The following is a 15,674-nucleotide window of genomic DNA, read 5'->3' as shown; positions in this document are numbered from 1 at the left end:
CGTCACTCGGCCGGGCGACGGCCGGGCAGCCGAACCCAGGGCCGCTCGCCGCGCCAAGCGGCGTCGGAGACGATCTCGGGGCCGTCGAAGCGGATCGCGTAGGCGCCGTTGCGCCATGGGGCGAAGCGATCGAGCACCACCGAGGCCGCACAGCGCCCGCGCACCGGCTCGAGCGAGACGATCAGCGGCGCGCGCCCGCACCAGGGTGAGACGGGGCCCTCGCGCAGGAGCAGGATCGCTTGCGGTCGCTCCTCGGGGCCGATCAGACACGCATCGCGATCGCACCGGAGGGCGGGCGAGGGAGAAGAGGCGAGGTCGAGCGGGAGGAACGCCACGTCGCCCGCCCGCTGACGCCACTGCGCCAGCACGAAACGGTCGGCATCCGGCCGAGCGTGCAGGTGCCACGTGCGCTCGACCCGCAGCGCGAGCGCCCTGCCGTCCGGGGCGATCAGCAGGTCGGGCTGCGGCAGGACGAACGCGGCGACTGGCCCGGCAGCGAGCAGCACGACGCCGACGAGCTTGAGCACGGGGCGGGCGAGGCAAAGAAGGACGAGCCCAATCCCGGCTGCGGCCGGCGTCCAGGACGGCGAGGCGGGAAGGGCCGGGGCAGCGAACGGCCAGGATGAGACGACCTCAGCCACCGCCACCACGGCGGAAATCCCCCAGCCCATCGGTGCGAGGGCGAGCCGCTCGAGCCCGAGCGGCATCAGGCCGAGGGCCACCAAGCCCCACGGCATGATCCAGACGCTCGTCAGGGGCACGGCGAGCGCGTTCGCCGCCACACCGTAAAGCGGCACGCGCTGGAAATGGTGCGCGACGAAGGGTGTGGTGGCGGCCGAGGCAACGAGCGAGGTGACGAGCAGGGCGGCGAAACCGACGGCGAGGCGGGCGGCGTGACTTCGCTCCCGACGGGGGCTGAGCCAACTCCGCCGCAACCCCTCCCAGGCGGCGACGAGGGCGAGCACAGCGGCGAAACTCATCTGGAACGAGGCGCCGACCAGCGCCTCCGGCTGCAGCGCCAGCACCACGAGGGCGGCGAAGGCGAGCGCGCGCAGGGCGGACAGCCGACGATCGAGCAGCACGGCGAGCGCGAACAGCGCGGCCATCGCCACCGCCCGCCGCATCGGCACCTGGCTTCCGGTCAGCAGCATGTAGCCGAAACCGGCCGCGACCCCGATCAGCACGGCCACCTTCTTCGCCGAAAGGTGCAGCAGGAGCGGCGGCCAGAGCGCGAGGGCGAAGCGGCAGACGAGGTAGGCGAGCCCGGCGACGATGCCGACGTGCAGGCCCGACACCGCAAGCAAGTGAGCGAGGCCCGATCGTCGGAGATCCTCCAGCACGGGCTCGGGGATCGCCTGACGCTGGCCGGTGAGCAGGGCGGCGGCGACCGCGCCTTCCACCCCGCCGAGGGTGGCGAGGACGCGGAGGATGATCGCCTGGCGCAGAGCGGCAAGGCTGGTCGAGGTTGGCGGGGCGGCCTCGGACGGCAGCCGCTCGGCCGGGGCGAGCGCGAAGCCCACACCGCCGAGGCCGGAGAAGAAGGCGTGGCGCTGGAAGTCGAAGGCGCCCGGCGCGGCCGGTGGCGCGGGCGGGCGAAGCAGCGCCCGCAGGTGGATCCTCTCGCCGGGAGAAAGATCCAGGGAATCAGCGCGATGCAGGCGGATCCTGAGGTCGCGCGGAAGTTCCGCCCCGTCCCCCTGCAGGATCGGCCGCGTCAGCCTGACCCGCCTGCCCTCCGGCAGGACGTCCACCGACGCGACCACCCCCTCCACCAGCACGGCGCGCGGCGGCAGATCGGCAAGGGGCGGTTGGCCGGCGGTGCGCAGCACGGCGGCGGAAAAGCCGAGCGAGGCGGCCAGCACGACAAGCGTGAGGGCGAACAGGCGCGATCGGCGCGTCATCGCGGCGAGGCCGGCGGCGATCAGGACGCCGGCGACCGCTGTCCAGACCGGGGGTTCGCGGGCCAGGGCGAAGTAGAGGGCGATGCCGCAGCCGAAGGCGACGGCGAGCCACGGCAAGCCGGGCGCGGCGGCGAGCGGCAGAGACCGGGCGAACTGGACGGGCGGGACCTGAGCCCCGAGGGCCGGAGGCGGGGAGGGGACCTGCAGCACGCTCAACGGCCTGCAACCTTCGCGTGCAGCTTACCGTGCCTCGCCCCGGTATGCTAACGCCGGCTTCGGAGATCAGCCCCGATGACGGTCGTCACCCGCTTCGCGCCCTCGCCCACCGGCTTCCTGCACGTCGGCGGTGCCCGCACCGCCCTCTACAACTGGCTGTTCGCGCGTCGCCACGGCGGGAAGTTCCTGCTGCGGATCGAGGACACCGACACCGCGCGCGAGGTGCCGGGCGCGGTGGAGCAGATCCTGGAGAGCCTCGCTTGGCTCGGCATCACGCCCGATGAGCCGCCCCTCTTCCAGCGCCAGCGGGAGGCGCGCCATGCCGAGGTGGCGCGCGCCCTGGTCGCCGCCGGCAAGGCCTACTACGCCTACGAGACGGCGGAGGAGCTGCAGGCCATGCGCGAGCGGGCGCTGAAGGAAGGTCGGCCCCCGCGCTACGACGGCGCTTGGCGCGACCGTGACCCCGCCGAGGCCCCGCCCGGGGTGCCGGGCGCGATCCGGCTGAAGGTGCCGCGCGAGGGCGAGACGGTGGTCGAGGACCTGGTGCAGGGCACGGTGCGGGTCGCCAACAGCGAACTCGACGACATGATTATCCTCCGCTCCGACGGCCGCCCCACCTACCTGCACGCCGTGGTGGTGGACGACCACGACATGGGCATCACCCACGTCATTCGTGGCGACGATCACCTCACCAACACCTTCCGCCAGTGCCAGCTCTACGATGCGCTCGGCTGGCAGCGCCCGGCCTTCGCCCACATCCCGCTGATCCATGGCCAGGACGGCACCAAGCTCTCGAAGCGTCACGGCGCCGTCTCCGTGCTCGAGTTCCGCGACCAGGGCTATCTGCCGGAGGCGGTCGCCAACTACCTGCTTCGCCTCGGGTGGGGGCATGGTGACATCGAGGTGATCGGCATGGATGAGGCGGCGGCGATCTTCGACCTCTCGGACGTCGGTCGGGGTGCCGCGCGGTTCGACTACGCCAAGCTCTTGCACCTGAACGGGGTTTGGCTCAGGCGGGCGGACGACGAACGGCTGGTCGCCGAGACGCTGCCGCGGCTCGAACGACGCCTCGGGGCCCCCCCGGGGGCGGAGGTCGCCGCCCGCCTGCGCGTGCTGATGCCGGGGCTGAAGGAGCGGGCGCGTACGTTGGAGGAGCTCGCCGACTCGGCCGTCTTCCTCGCCCATCCGGTGCCGCTGCCGTTCGACCCCAAGGCCGAGGCGTTGCTCACGCCGGCGTCCTGCGCGGCGCTCGGCGCGTTGCTCGAGGCATGGCGGGACACGGCATGGGAGCCCGGTCCGCTCGAGCAAGCCGCCCGCGCCTTCGCCGAGAGCAAGGGCATCAAGCTCAAGGACGTGGCGATGCCGCTGCGCGCGGCGCTGACCGGGATGACCACCTCGCCGCCGATCTTCGACGTTGCGGCAGCCCTCGGCCCGGCGGAGACACGCGTGCGGGTCGAGGCGGCGATCGAGCGTGCGGGGCGGCTCGCGGCCAGCGCGGTCGGCCCCTGAGCGCTCAGGGTCAGGCGAGCGCGGACGGCAGGCGGCGATGCACCCAGGCGATGACCGGCGTGCCGAGGAGATCGATCGGCCCCTCGCGCACCGCGCCGAGCTTCGCCGCCACCCGCTCCGAGGCGGTGTTGCCCGGCGCGATGTAGCTGGCGAGCCGCTCGAACGGAAACCGAGCCCACGCCCACTCGAGCACCGCGCGGCAGGCCTCGGTGGCGTAGCCGCGGCCCCAGGTGTGGCGCACGAGGGCGTAGGAGAGTTCGGGCTCGGGCCAAGCGGGAAGATGCACGATGCCGGCGCGCCCGACGAATCGACCGCTCGCGCGCTCCTCGACCGCCAGCATGCCGTACCCGCGCAGCGTCCACTGCCCGATCAGCGTGGCGAGCAGCGTCCAGGCCTCGTCGAAGCGGCGCGGTCTGCCGGCTTGGGTGCCGGTGCCGAGGAAGCGCACCACCTCGGGGTCGGCCATCATCGCGCACCAGGGGCCGAGATCCTCGGCCCGAAAGGGGCGCAGGCGAAGCCGCGGCGTCTCGAGAGTGGGCGGCAGGTCTGGCATGTCCGTCATGCCGGCACCCTGGCACGCCGCCCGTGCGGCGACCATCGCCTCTTTGCCGGCGCGAGGCCATGACCGAATCGTCCCGCATCGCGCCCTGGCTCGAACGCTGCCCGTTCGTCGCCATCCTGCGCGGCGTCACGCCGGACGAGGTGGTGCCGGTGGCGCGGGCCGTGGTGGCGGCCGGCTGGTGCGTGGTCGAGGTGCCGCTGAGCGCGCCGGCCGCGCTCGCCTCGATCGCGCGCCTGACGGAAGCCTTGCCGGCCGACATCCTCGTCGGTGCGGGGACGGTGCGCAGCGTGGCGGAAGTCGAGCGGGTGGCGGAGGCGGGAGGGCGGCTGATCATGATGCCGCACGCCGACCCGCGCGTGATCGCGCATGCCGATCGACTGGGGCTCGTCGTCCTGCCCGGGTTCTTCACCGCCACCGAAGCCCTGCTCGCCATCGAGGCCGGGGCGGACGCCCTGACCCTGTTCCCGGCCGAAACCGGGGGCCCTGCGCATCTCGCCGCGGTGCGCGCCGTGCTGCCGCCGTCCCTGCCGGTGCTTCCCGTGGGAGGCATCGTCGCCGACTCGATCGCCGCGTGGCGGGCGGCGGGGGCGGCCGGCTTTGCGGTGGGGCGCGCCCTGTTTCGGCATGGCGAGCGTCCTGAGGACGTGACGCGCCGGGCCGAGGCCTTCCGCCAAGCGCTCCGCTGACGGTCCAGGGGCGCAGGCGAGCCACACTGTGCTCTTGGTGCAACAGCCCGGGAAAATCCTCCGCCCCCCGCTGCACCGCGCGGCCGGCTTCTGTATGGTGCGGTCGACCGTAAGATTGCGAGGCGGTTGGGCGCGCGTGGTGCCGCCCGGCGTCTCGCCTCAGTTGGGGTAAGGAGAGAGAGGATGAAGCTGCGCACCGCGCTTCTGGCCGCGACGATGGGGGTGGTTCCTGCCCTGGCCAGCGCCCAGCCGGTCGACGGGCTCTACATCGGGCTGATGGGTGGGTACAACATCGTCCAGGACACGGACATCGGGACGAGGCCGACCGCAAATCCCAACAGCGAGGTCTCGTTCGACGGCGGCTGGGCGATCATCGGCCGCATCGGCTACGGCTTTGGCCGCCTCGCGCCCTGGCTGGGCGCGCGCGTCGAGCTCGAAGGCAACTACCGCGACAATAGCGTCGACGAAATCCGCTTGAATCGGGTTCGGCAGACCGGTGTCGGCGGCAACCAGCGCACCTATGGCGTGATGGTGAACGCCATTGCCGACCTGGATCCCGGCCTCGGCTTCCTGTACCCCTATGTCGGCGGTGGCGTCGGTTGGGCCTGGACGAATTGGGATGGCGTGCGTTGGGGCGGAGCGCAGCGCGTTGACGATACCGACAACAACTTCGCTTTCCAGGGTATCGCTGGCCTGTCGGTGCCGATCGACGCTGTGCCGGGTTTGGCGATCAACGCCGAATATCGGTTCTTCGGTACGCTTCAGAACGAGTTCGCCGTCCGCAACACGCCGGGCGTGAATCGGGTCGAGGCGGACAATTACAACCACACCTTCCTGATCGGCCTGCGCTACGCCTTCGGCGTCACGCCCCCGCCGCCGCCGGCCCCGGCTCCGGCCCCAGCCGCTGCGCCGGCTCCGGCCCGCACCTACCTGGTGTTCTTCGACTTCGACAGCGCCGCGCTGACCGACCGTGCGCGCGAAATCATCGCCGAGGCCGCCGCCAATGCCCCGCGCGTGCAGGCGACTCGCATCGAGGTCACCGGCCACACCGACACCGTCGGCACCGCCGCCTACAACCAAGCGCTGTCGCTGCGCCGCGCCAATGCGGTTGCCGCCGAGCTCGAGCGGCGGGGGATCCCGCGTTCGCAGATGGTCATCACCGGCCGTGGCTTCACCCAGCCGCTGGTGCCCACCGGGCCGAACGTGCGCGAGCCGCAGAACCGCCGCGTCGAGATCGTGCTTCGCTGACCCGATCACGAGGCCGCATTCGCAGGGGGCGCTTCGGCGCCCCCTTTCCTTTTCGGGACCGTGCGCATGGCGGCATCGAACACCCGCCGGAACCCCGACGGCTCCCGAGCACGATCCTCGCGGCGTGCTTGAGTGCAGACGAACGAAAACAAGCGGGCCGCTGGAGAGCGGCCCGCAGCACGTATGGGACTGGTCGTGAAAGCTCAGACGGTCAACGACGCTGCGTCGTCGGCTGCGCTGGCGTCTGCGCCGTGCGCACTTCGCACGGGGTCACCGCATAGGCCTGCGGCAGATTGGCTTGCGCCGCGAGCAGGGCAAGATCGTTGCCGCCCGACGAGGCCATGACCCGATCGAACATCGGGGCCACCCGGGCGCAGAACGTGTTGCCGTGCCGGATACCCTCCTGCGACTGCGCGTTGGCGAGCGCCGTGATGTACTCGTTCAGGTCGCGCTGGCCGCGGGCACCGTGCACGCGCGTGAAGTAGGCAGAGAGGTGGCGATGGGCCCCGGCCAGATCGCTCTGGAACCGGGTGACGAAGGCATTGTAGCGGTCATGCATGCCGCAGGAGAGCGCCCCGACCATCAGGTGCGTCTGCAGCGCACGCAGATCGAAGGCTGCCTTTTCCCGCGGGTTCGCACAGGCCTGCGCCGCGGCTTCCGCGGCACCGAGCCCGATTGCCGCGAACGCTGCGGCACTGAACAGGATCTGGCGCATCGTTCACTCCAGGGGTGACCGCGGCGCGAACCCGCCGCCGGCGATACGTTGAAGGTTATCAGGGAAAGCCCGCTCCCGTTCAAGGTTTCGCCTTGGCCGCAGGCACGATTGCGCTCTACTGTGACGTTTGGGAAACGCCGGCCACCGGCGCGGTGACCGGGAAGAGAGATGTCCACCGAACTGCGCGCCAGACTCGATGCCCCTGCGCTTGCGCCGTCTGCGGGCGTGTTCGACGGCTATGACCCCGGCCCCTATTTCTGCGAACTGACCACGCCGCGGCCCGGCGACGGGGGAGCGCTCGCCCTCATCGTGCGCCGCCTCGCCGCCCTGTCGCTCGAGGACTTCCGCCGTCGCACGGCCCAAGCCGAGCGCGACCTGTTCAATCTCGGCATCACCTTCACCGTCTACACCGAGGCCAACGCCATCGATCGCATCCTCCCCTTCGACCCGGTGCCGCGCGTCCTCACCGCGGCGGAATGGCGGCGGCTCGAGGCCGGCGTCGTCCAGAGGGTGCGCGCGCTCAATCTCTTCCTGCACGACGTCTATCACGACCAGAAGATCCTCAAGGACGGCGTAGTCCCCGCCGACCTCGTGCTCGGCAACCCGAACTACCGCGCGGAGATGCGCGAGTTCCCCGTACCTTTCGGCACCTACGTGCACATCTGCGGCATCGACATCGTGCGTGACGAGGGGGGAACGTTCCGCGTTCTGGAGGACAATGCGCGCACGCCTTCCGGCGTTTCCTACGTGATCGAGAACCGGCACGCGATGCTGCGCGCGTTTCCCGATCTCATGCAGGGGATCACCCTCCGCCCCGTCGACGGCTACGGCGTGCGGCTGCTCGAGGCCTTGTGCGACATCGCCCCGCAAGGCGTTGACGATCCGCAGGTCGTGCTGCTCTCCCCCGGCATCTACAACAGCGCCTATTTCGAGCACGTCTTCCTCGCCCGCGAGATGGGCGTGCCGCTGGTCGAGGGGGCCGATCTCGCGGTGGAGAACGACCGCGTGTTCATGCGCACGACGCGCGGGCTTTCGCCGGTGCACGCGATCTATCGACGCATCGACGACACCTTCCTCGATCCCACCGTGTTCCGCCCCGATTCGCTGCTCGGGGTGCCCGGGCTCATCGGGGCTTGGCGCAAGGGCAACGTCGCGCTCGCCAACGCGGTGGGCACCGGAGTGGCGGACGACAAGGCGGTGTACGCCTACATGCCGCGCATCATCCGCTACTACCTCGCGGAGGAGCCGATCCTCGCCAATGTCGACACGTTGATCTGCCGCGAGCCGGAAGGTCTCGCCGCCACCCTCGCCAATCTCGAGCGGCTGGTGATCAAGCCGGTCGGCGAATCGGGGGGCTATGGCATCACCATCGGGCCGCGCGCGTCGAAGGCGGAGCTCGAGGCGGCGCGCGCCAAGCTGCTTGCCGATCCGGCGAACTGGATCGCCCAGCCGATGATCGGGCTTTCCGTCGCGCCCACACTCACCCCCGACGGGTTGCGCCCGCGCCACCTCGATCTCAGGCCCTACGCCATCACCGGCCGCGACACCTGGGTGTTGCCGGGTGGGCTGTCGCGTGTGGCGCTGAAGGCCGGCAGCCTGGTGGTGAACTCCTCGCAAGGCGGGGGGTCGAAGGACACCTGGGTGCTGGTGGACGAATGAGCGCGCTCGCCGCCGCGCCCTTGCTCGCCCGCTACGCGGAGTCGCTGTTCTGGATGGCGCGTTACCTCGAGCGGGTGGAGAACCTCGCGCGAGTGATCGACGTCACGCAGACCTTCGAGTCGCCAGGCCGTCCCGCTCAGGCCTGGGAAAGCGTGGTTCGCATCAACGCCGACGAGATCCCGTTCCGTGACCGCTACGGTCCACCGGCCCCCGAGACCGTGCGGCGATTCTATCTTCTCGACGCCGACAATCCGACCTCGATCCCGGCCGCGGTCTCCGCCGCGCGGCGCAACGCGCGGACGCTCAGGCCCCTGATCAGCACGGAGATGTGGCGGCAGATCAACGAGTTCCACGGCTGGGTGACCGCGCTTTCGGAGGACGACATCGCGCCCGATCGCCTCTCCGCCCTTTGCACGCGGATCAAGGAGGCAGTGCAGCTGCAGACCGGCATCACCGAAGGCACCTTCTTCCGCGATCAGGGCTGGCTGTTTCTGGAGCTCGGCCGGCAGATCGAGCGCGCCGACCAGACCACGCGGTTGCTCGACATCAAGTACCACCTGCTGTTGCCGAGTGTCGCCGATGTCGGCTCCGCCCTCGATCTCTCGCAGTGGCACGCGCTCCTGCGCGCCGCCGCGGGCTACCACGCCTATCGGCGGGTGCATCCGCGCGGTCTCACTCCGGCCTCGGTTGCCGACTTCCTGCTGCTGAACGATGCCTTCCCGCGCTCGACCTTGCTTTGCCTGCGGCGCGCCGAGGGGATGCTCGACTCCTTGCGCCAGCGTTACGGGCTGAACGTGGCGCGACCGGCGGAGCGGCTCGAGGAGGTGCGGGCAGGCCTCGAGGAACGCTCGATCGAGCGGATCATCGCGGGCGGCCTGCATGAGTTCCTCGATTGGGTGCAGCGGATGCTGATCGCCGTCTCTGCGGAAATCGGCAACGCCTTCTTCCGCGACTGGCGGCCCGACACGCCGTCCCTTTAGCGCTGGCCCCGGCCAATCGCGCGCGGTGCCGGAACGATCTCATGCCGGCTCGGCAATCCGGTAGCGCGCGACGAAGCGGCGGTCGATCGAGTCCTTCCAGCGCCAGACCCACTCGCCCTCGAAGACGAAAGGCCCCCAGATCCCGATCGCCTGTTTCCAACCCGCGTTGATCAGCACGAGAGCCCGGCGCTGCGGCCGCCAGCTGCGCAGCGCCTGCCCTCTTGCCGCCAGGCGAAGATTCTCCGCCAGCACCGGTCCTGCCCGCACCGCCCAGACACCGGCTTTCGGCACCGACGCGCCCTCGATCGCCGCCACGTCGCCGGCGGCGAAGACGCGAGGATCGCTGACGCTGCGCAGGCTGCGGTCGACACGGACGAAGCCGCGCTCATCGAGGGCCAGGGCCGTGCTGCGCAGCCAAGGCGGCGCAGCCACGCCCGTCGCCCACACCACGGCATCGAAGAAGGCGGACTGACAGTAGCCCCGCTGCAGGATCTGCTCTTCCACAGTGACGACCGGATCGCCGGTGTAGGCCCGGCCGAGCCGCCAGCCCAGGCATCGCTCCACCTTGCGGGCGGCGGCGCGGGGAAAGTCCGGGAGCAGGCGCGGCGTGCCGCAGTGCAGGCTGATCTGCGCCGACCGGCGGTAGCGCATGCTCAAGGCCAGGGCGAGTTCGCAGCCCGCCGCGCCACCACCGACGACGGAAATCAACGCCGGCTCGTTGACGGACCGCACGATCTCGTCGAGCTCGCCAATCCGGGCGACGAAGCCGGCGATCGGGCGGGCGGGGATCGCATGCTCCGCCGCCCCCGGCACGGAGAGGTCGGCCACACCGCCGGTGTCGAGGGACACGAGGTCGAACGCGACGGTCTTCCCGCTCACGCAGCGCACCGTGCTCGCGGCCAGATCGAGACCGCAGACCTCGTCCACCAGGAAGCGCGCACCTGCGGCACGGGCGAGCGGTGCGAGCGGGATCGTCGCCTCCTCCAGCTCGTAGTCGCGAGCGATCACGCCCGGCACCATGCCGGAGTAGAGGGTCCGGGGCTCGCGGGCGATCAGGGTGAGCCTGAGGCCGGGCTCCGGTCGTTCGGCGAAGCGCCGCAGCACCTCGAGGTGCGCGTGCCCCCCACCCACCAGCACCAGATGCCGCGTCGTCATCGGCCGCCCCGTGGTTTCACGCCAACGGCGCCGGCCCACGCCACGGAGAGGCTCTTGCGCCACGCCGCCGAGTGGCGGACGGTTTGCATGTCGCGTCGCATGGGAGCCGCACGATGACCCGCTTTCTCACCGCCCTGCTCGCCGCCGGCCTTGCCATATCAGCCGCCCAGGCGCAGACCCTGCGCATCGGCCTGCGCGAGGATCCCGACATCCTCGACCCCACGCTCGCGCGCACCTTCGTCGGTCGCATCGTCTTCGCCTCGCTCTGCGACAAGCTGTTCGACATCAACGAGCGGCTGGAGATCGTGCCGCAGCTCGCCACCCGCTACGTGTGGGACGACGCGCAGACGCTCACCATCACGCTCCGCCCGGGGGTGCGCTTCCATGACGGCGAGACCATGGACGCACAGGCCGTCGTCTACAGCCTGACGCGGCATCTCACCATGCAAGGCAGTTTCCGCCGCGGCGAGATCAACGCGATGACGCGCGCCGAGGTGGTCGATCCGCTCACCGTGCGCATCCACCTCAGCGCGCCGTTCTCGCCCTTCCTCGCCCAGCTCACCGATCGCGCCGGCATGATCGTCTCGCCCAAGGCCGCCGAGGCGGCCGGCGCGCAGTTCGGCCTGCGCCCGGTCTGCGCGGGGCCCTTCCGATTCGTCGAGCGCGTCGCCCAGGACCGCATCGTGGTCGATCGATTCCCCGACTATTGGGATGCCGGCCAAATCCACCTGCAGCGCATCATCTACCTGCCGATCCCGGACGATACGGTGCGCTTCGCCAACCTGCAGGCCGGCGCGCTCGATCTCGTGCAGACGCTGGCCGCGACCGACGTGCCGGCCGCGCAACGCAACCCGCGGCTTCGCGTATCGATGAGCGACGAGCTCGGCTACCAGGGGATCACCTTCAACATCGCGCACGGGCCGCGCTCCGAAACGCCGCTCGGCCGCGATGCCCGGGTGCGGCGTGCCTTCGACCTCGCACTCGATCGCGAGACGATCAACCAGGTCGTGTTCGGCGGCCAGAACACGCCGACCGCACAGGCCGTGCCGCCCGCCTCGCCGTTCCACGTCCGTTCGCTCGCCGTGCCGAAGCGCGATGTGGCGCGGGCGCGCGCTCTGCTTCGCGAGGCGGGGGTCCGCACGCCCGTGCGGGTGGTGCTGACCGTGCCGAACAATCCGGAACTGCGTCAGGTCGCCGAGGTGATCCAGGCGATGACGGCGGAAGCTGGCTTCGAGGTGCAGATCAATGCCATGGAGTTCGCCTCCTCGCTGCAGGCGGCGGCGCGCGGCGATTTCGAGGCCTATCTGCTCGCCTGGTCGGGCCGGACCGACCCCGACGGCAATCTCTGGTCCTTCGTGCACAGCCGGGGTCCGCAGAACGATGGCCGCTACAGCAATCCGGAGGTCGACCGGCTGCTCGACGCGGCGCGGGTGGAAAGCGACGTCGAGAAGCGCGTCGCCCTCTATGAGCAGATGTATCGGCACTATCTGCTCGAGGACCAGGGGCGGATCTATCTCTGGCACCGCAAGAACATCGTGGCTCACACCGCACGGCTGTCGGGTTTCGTCCCGGTGCCCGACGGGCTGATCCGCGTCCAGGGGTTGAGGCTGTCCAACTGAGGCGATGGCGCGTTTCATCGCCGCGCGATTGGGGCAGGCGATCCCCACGCTGTGGTTCGTCTCCATCCTGATCTTCGGCCTGCAGCTGCTGATGCCGGGCGACCCGGCGCTGATCCTGGCCGGGGAGGAGCGCGGCGACCCGCAGGTGCTGGCGCAGATCCGGGCCGAACTCTTCCTCGATCGACCGCTGGTCGAGCAGTACCTGCGCTGGCTCGGCCGCGTCCTCGCCGGTGATCTGGGCTTCTCCTGGCGGATCCGCGAGCCGGTCGCCGCCGTGATCCTCGCCAAGCTGCCGGTGACGGTGCAGCTCGCGCTGATGGCCTTCGCCATCGCCTGCCTGCTCGGCATTCCGGCCGGCATCGCCTCCGCGCTCTGGAAGGATCGGGCACCCGACTGGATCGCCAACGGCGTCGCGCTCGCCGGGCTGTCGACGCCGAATTTCTGGCTCGGCATCATGCTGATCCTGCTGTTCAGCGTGCACCTGGGCTGGCTTCCGCCCTCGGGCTACGTGCCCCTCGCGGAGGATTGGCGGCGGAGCCTCGCCACCACCGTCATGCCGGCCTTCGTGCTCGGCACCGGGATCGCCGCGGTGTTCATGCGCCACACCCGCAGCGCGATGGTGCAGGCTCTCGCCGAGGACTATGTGCGCACGGCACGGGCGAAGGGTCTGGCCGAACGCGTCGTGGTCGCCAAACACGCGCTGCGCAACGCCCTCATTCCGGTGGTCACGCTCGGCGCGCTCGAACTCGGCACGCTGCTCTCCGGTGCGGTTCTGACGGAACAGGTGTTCACCATTCCGGGCTTCGGCAAACTGATCGTCGATGCGGTGTTCAACCGCGACTATCCGATGGTGCAGGGCGTGGTGCTGGTCACCGCCGTGCTCTATGTCGTGCTCAACCTCGTCGCCGACCTCCTCTATGCGGTGATCGACCCGCGGCTGCGCACAGCATGAGGGAGGGGCGGGGAGGGTACGGCGAGGGGCCGTGGCGTCGAGCGCTGCGGCGGTTCCTGCGCCACCGCGCGGCCATCGTCGGCCTCGTCGTTGTGGCGGTGTTCGTCTGCTGCGCCGTCGCGGCACCGCTGCTGGCGCCGCATGACCCGCTTCGTCCGTCGTGGACGGCGATCCGTCGCCCGCCGTCGCCGACGCACTGGTTCGGCACCGACGAGAACGGGCGCGACGTGTTCTCGCGCGTGCTGTTCGGGGCTCGCACCAGCCTGCTCGCCGGCGTCGTTTCGGTCGTGATCGCGCTCCTGCTCGGCGTGCCGCTCGGCATCCTGGCCGGCATGAGTGGGGGCTGGGTCGACGCGCTGATCGGCCGCGCGGCTGATGCGATGCTGGCCTGTCCGTTCCTGATCCTGGCGATCGCGCTCGCGGCCTTCCTTGGGCCGGCGCTCGAGAACGCGATGCTTGCCATCGGCATCAGTGCCGCACCGATCTTCGTCCGTCTGGCGCGGGGGGCGACGCTCGGCGTGCTCGCTCAGCCCTACGTCGAGGCGGCGCGCGCGCTCGGCAACCCTCCTTGGCGCACCGCCAGTGTGCACGTGTTGCCGAATATCCTGCCACCGCTCCTCGTGCAGGCGACGCTGACCATGGCCTCCGCGATCCTTGCGGAAGCGAGCCTCTCCTTCCTCGGGCTTGGCCAGCAGCCGCCCGCCCCGTCCTGGGGCAGCATGCTGAACACCGCGCAGCGCTTCCTGGAGACGGCGCCCTGGATGGCCGTCTTTCCCGGGGTGTCGATCTTCCTTGTCGTCTTCGCCTTCAATCTGGTGGGCGACGGGCTGCGCGACGCGCTCGACCCTCGCCTCGCGCGGTGAGGCTGGCACACAACGACGGTCAGACGAAAAGGAAAGGCCGCACCCCCGGCGAGGGATGCGGCCTGACCTGGTGCCTCTACGGCGCAGTTCAGCTCTGCGGGCCGTTCTGGCGGAGGAAGGCGATCAGATCCTCGAGCTGCTGCGGGTTGCGGATGCCGGCGAAGGCCATGGAGCCGCCGGGGACGACATCCCTCGGGTTGGTCAGATACTTGCGGAGGTTGTCCTCGGTCCAGGTCAGGCCCTGACCGGCAAGCTCCTGCATCTTCGCGGAATAGCGGAAGCCCTCGCGCTTGCCGGCAGGCTGGCCGACGATGCCCCAGATGTTGGGACCCACGCCGTGCCGGCCGCCCTCATTGATGGTGTGGCAGGCGCGGCACTGGTTGAACACGCGCTGGCCAGCCGCCGGGTCACCCGAAGCGGCGGCGGGGGTGGCGACGGAAACGATGGTGCCGGCGGCGAACGCGGCGGCGAGCAGATAAGAACGCATGGCGTCTCCCTTCATCCGGTGCACGCCGGCCTTCGAGACGTGGTGGACGGTCTCCCCTTGCCCGGCGTTGTTCTCAGCATAGGCAAATCTTCGCTTTTGTGAAGGCGGAGGTCGCGCCTGCGTGAGCAGCGGCCGGGTTGGCTGGCGAGGCCCGCCGCCTGCGTCAGTTTCGGACGCACAGGGAACGAACGATGTTCATCCTTTGTTCTGAAATCCGCATGCATCTTGCATAGTGTCCGTTGCCGACGATCCGACAGAACCCGACCGGGTTCACGAGTCGGGGGCGGATCGGGCGAGGGCGGACGGCGCCGTGTCCACGAGACACTGGAGGGTCGCATGTTCCGCTACGCGTTCACCGTCTTGACCGCATCCTTCTCCCTTATTGCAGCCCTCTCCGCTCCCGCGCTCGCTGCCCGCGAACCCTGCCCCCCGCCGGGCACGGTCGCGATCCGCGATGACGGCGCCCGCCTCGAATTCCTGGGGGAGGACGATGCGGAGGCCGGGCTGTGCGTCATCCGCCGCGGCGACCAGGAGGTGAAACTGCTGTTCGGCCTGTGGGCGCCGCCGGGTCCGGACATCGGCCAGGCGCGCGCAGCACTCGCTGCGCTGCTCGCCGGCGCCCCCGGCACCCAGGTCTCGCTCTCCGAACATGTCGCGACCGACACTTGGCACGAGACGTGGCGGCGTGGCGACGAGGAGGAGGTGGTGCTCGCCGGAGGCCGTCGCCGCGCCATCCGCCTTGAGCGGACGATGCGCATGAGCGGCCCCGTACCGCTCGCCGCCGAAGTCACCTATTGGGTGGATGCGGAAACGGGCGTGGTGCTGAAGGCGACGCATCGCCACGTCGCGGGGCTGCGTCTGCCGTACCGCGACCTCGTCATCACCCGCCTCGATCGCCGCGGCTGACGCCCCGGCGGCCCCGGCAGCCGGAGCGGAACGGGCAAGGGCGAGCGCGCCGCCTGCCGAGGCCTGCTTTGCGCGCCATCGCCCTTGCCTTCCGGGCTGGCGGCGGAGGATAACCCCGCAGCATTTGCAGCGGGGAACGGCGGGTGCAGCGTTTCGCCGGGTTCGTCTTGCTGATGGGGGGGCTCGGCGTGCCCTCGCTCGTCGCCTTGGCGATGA

General features: G+C 70.6%; 14 protein-coding genes. 9 read left to right on the top strand and 5 right to left on the bottom strand.

All coding sequences use genetic code 11. The annotated features are described in order from the left end of the window. Positions 1-2 precede the first annotated feature (2 nt). Positions 3-2,111 carry a ComEC/Rec2 family competence protein gene (locus DWB05_RS03035; RefSeq protein WP_232818441.1) on the bottom strand — a complete coding sequence of 703 codons (2,109 nt, stop codon included), beginning with the start codon at positions 2,109-2,111 and terminating at the stop codon, positions 3-5. 81 nt (positions 2,112-2,192) lie between these two features. Here DWB05_RS03035 and gltX point away from each other — a divergent pair, with 81 nt between their 5' ends. Continuing rightward, positions 2,193-3,626, top strand: a complete 1,434-nt coding sequence (gene gltX, locus DWB05_RS03030) for a glutamate--tRNA ligase (protein WP_114374912.1) — start codon at positions 2,193-2,195, stop codon at positions 3,624-3,626. 10 nt (positions 3,627-3,636) lie between these two features. On the opposite strand, the gene DWB05_RS03025 is transcribed toward gltX, so the two are convergent. After that, the gene (locus DWB05_RS03025; RefSeq protein ID WP_157967052.1) at positions 3,637-4,188 is read right to left on the bottom strand and encodes a GNAT family N-acetyltransferase; all 552 of its coding nucleotides are present in this window, start codon (positions 4,186-4,188) and stop codon (positions 3,637-3,639) included. A gap of 59 nt (positions 4,189-4,247) precedes the next feature. Here DWB05_RS03025 and DWB05_RS03020 point away from each other — a divergent pair, with 59 nt between their 5' ends. Next, a complete protein-coding gene (locus tag DWB05_RS03020; protein WP_114374908.1) occupies positions 4,248-4,874 on the top strand; it encodes a 2-dehydro-3-deoxy-6-phosphogalactonate aldolase in 627 nt (208 codons plus the stop codon). A gap of 183 nt (positions 4,875-5,057) precedes the next feature. Continuing rightward, the gene (locus DWB05_RS03015) at positions 5,058-6,122 is read left to right on the top strand and encodes an OmpA family protein (protein WP_114374906.1); all 1,065 of its coding nucleotides are present in this window, start codon (positions 5,058-5,060) and stop codon (positions 6,120-6,122) included. A 211-nt stretch (positions 6,123-6,333) separates the two neighbouring features. Here the strand turns inward: DWB05_RS03015 and DWB05_RS03010 are convergent, their stop codons facing one another. Beyond that, a complete protein-coding gene (locus tag DWB05_RS03010; RefSeq protein ID WP_114374904.1) occupies positions 6,334-6,837 on the bottom strand; it encodes a hypothetical protein in 504 nt (167 codons plus the stop codon). Positions 6,838-7,005: 168 nt separating this feature from the next. Here DWB05_RS03010 and DWB05_RS03005 point away from each other — a divergent pair, with 168 nt between their 5' ends. Then, complete coding sequence (locus tag DWB05_RS03005; protein ID WP_114374901.1) at positions 7,006-8,496, top strand: circularly permuted type 2 ATP-grasp protein; 1,491 nt, start codon at positions 7,006-7,008, stop codon at positions 8,494-8,496. Then, on the top strand, positions 8,493-9,476 hold the full coding sequence (locus tag DWB05_RS03000; protein ID WP_114374899.1) for an alpha-E domain-containing protein: 984 nt from the start codon (positions 8,493-8,495) through the stop codon (positions 9,474-9,476). The genes DWB05_RS03005 and DWB05_RS03000 overlap by 4 nt, the downstream gene beginning before the upstream one ends. A gap of 39 nt (positions 9,477-9,515) precedes the next feature. On the opposite strand, the gene DWB05_RS02995 is transcribed toward DWB05_RS03000, so the two are convergent. Further along, complete coding sequence (locus DWB05_RS02995; protein ID WP_114374897.1) at positions 9,516-10,631, bottom strand: FAD-dependent oxidoreductase; 1,116 nt, start codon at positions 10,629-10,631, stop codon at positions 9,516-9,518. Between the two features lie 113 nt (positions 10,632-10,744). On the opposite strand from DWB05_RS02995, the gene DWB05_RS02990 reads away from it, so the two are divergent. From DWB05_RS02990 to DWB05_RS02980, 3 genes are read left to right on the top strand one after another with little or no spacing between them, the layout of a single operon-like run. After that, entirely contained in the window at positions 10,745-12,250 is a 1,506-nt protein-coding gene (locus DWB05_RS02990) for an ABC transporter substrate-binding protein (RefSeq protein ID WP_114374895.1), read from the top strand. Between the two features lie 4 nt (positions 12,251-12,254). Beyond that, on the top strand, positions 12,255-13,202 hold the full coding sequence (locus tag DWB05_RS02985) for an ABC transporter permease (RefSeq protein ID WP_114374893.1): 948 nt from the start codon (positions 12,255-12,257) through the stop codon (positions 13,200-13,202). Beyond that, positions 13,199-14,065: an ABC transporter permease gene (locus tag DWB05_RS02980; protein ID WP_114374891.1), complete on the top strand. Its 867-nt coding sequence runs from the start codon at positions 13,199-13,201 to the stop codon at positions 14,063-14,065. The genes DWB05_RS02985 and DWB05_RS02980 overlap by 4 nt, the downstream gene beginning before the upstream one ends. Before the next feature lie 88 nt (positions 14,066-14,153). Here the strand turns inward: DWB05_RS02980 and DWB05_RS02975 are convergent, their stop codons facing one another. Continuing rightward, a complete protein-coding gene (locus DWB05_RS02975; RefSeq protein WP_114374889.1) occupies positions 14,154-14,552 on the bottom strand; it encodes a c-type cytochrome in 399 nt (132 codons plus the stop codon). 336 nt (positions 14,553-14,888) lie between these two features. Between DWB05_RS02975 and DWB05_RS02970 the strand changes: the two genes are divergently transcribed. Continuing rightward, positions 14,889-15,458 carry a hypothetical protein gene (locus DWB05_RS02970; protein WP_114374887.1) on the top strand — a complete coding sequence of 190 codons (570 nt, stop codon included), beginning with the start codon at positions 14,889-14,891 and terminating at the stop codon, positions 15,456-15,458. The last annotated feature ends 216 nt before the right edge of the window (positions 15,459-15,674 follow it).

It is taken from the genome of Elioraea thermophila (ex Habib et al. 2022), from assembly GCF_003336755.1.
GTDB lineage: Bacteria > Pseudomonadota > Alphaproteobacteria > Acetobacterales > Acetobacteraceae > Elioraea > Elioraea thermophila.
The sequence above is the reverse complement of the archived record's forward strand: the minus strand, read 5'-3'. Positions and strand labels throughout refer to the sequence as shown.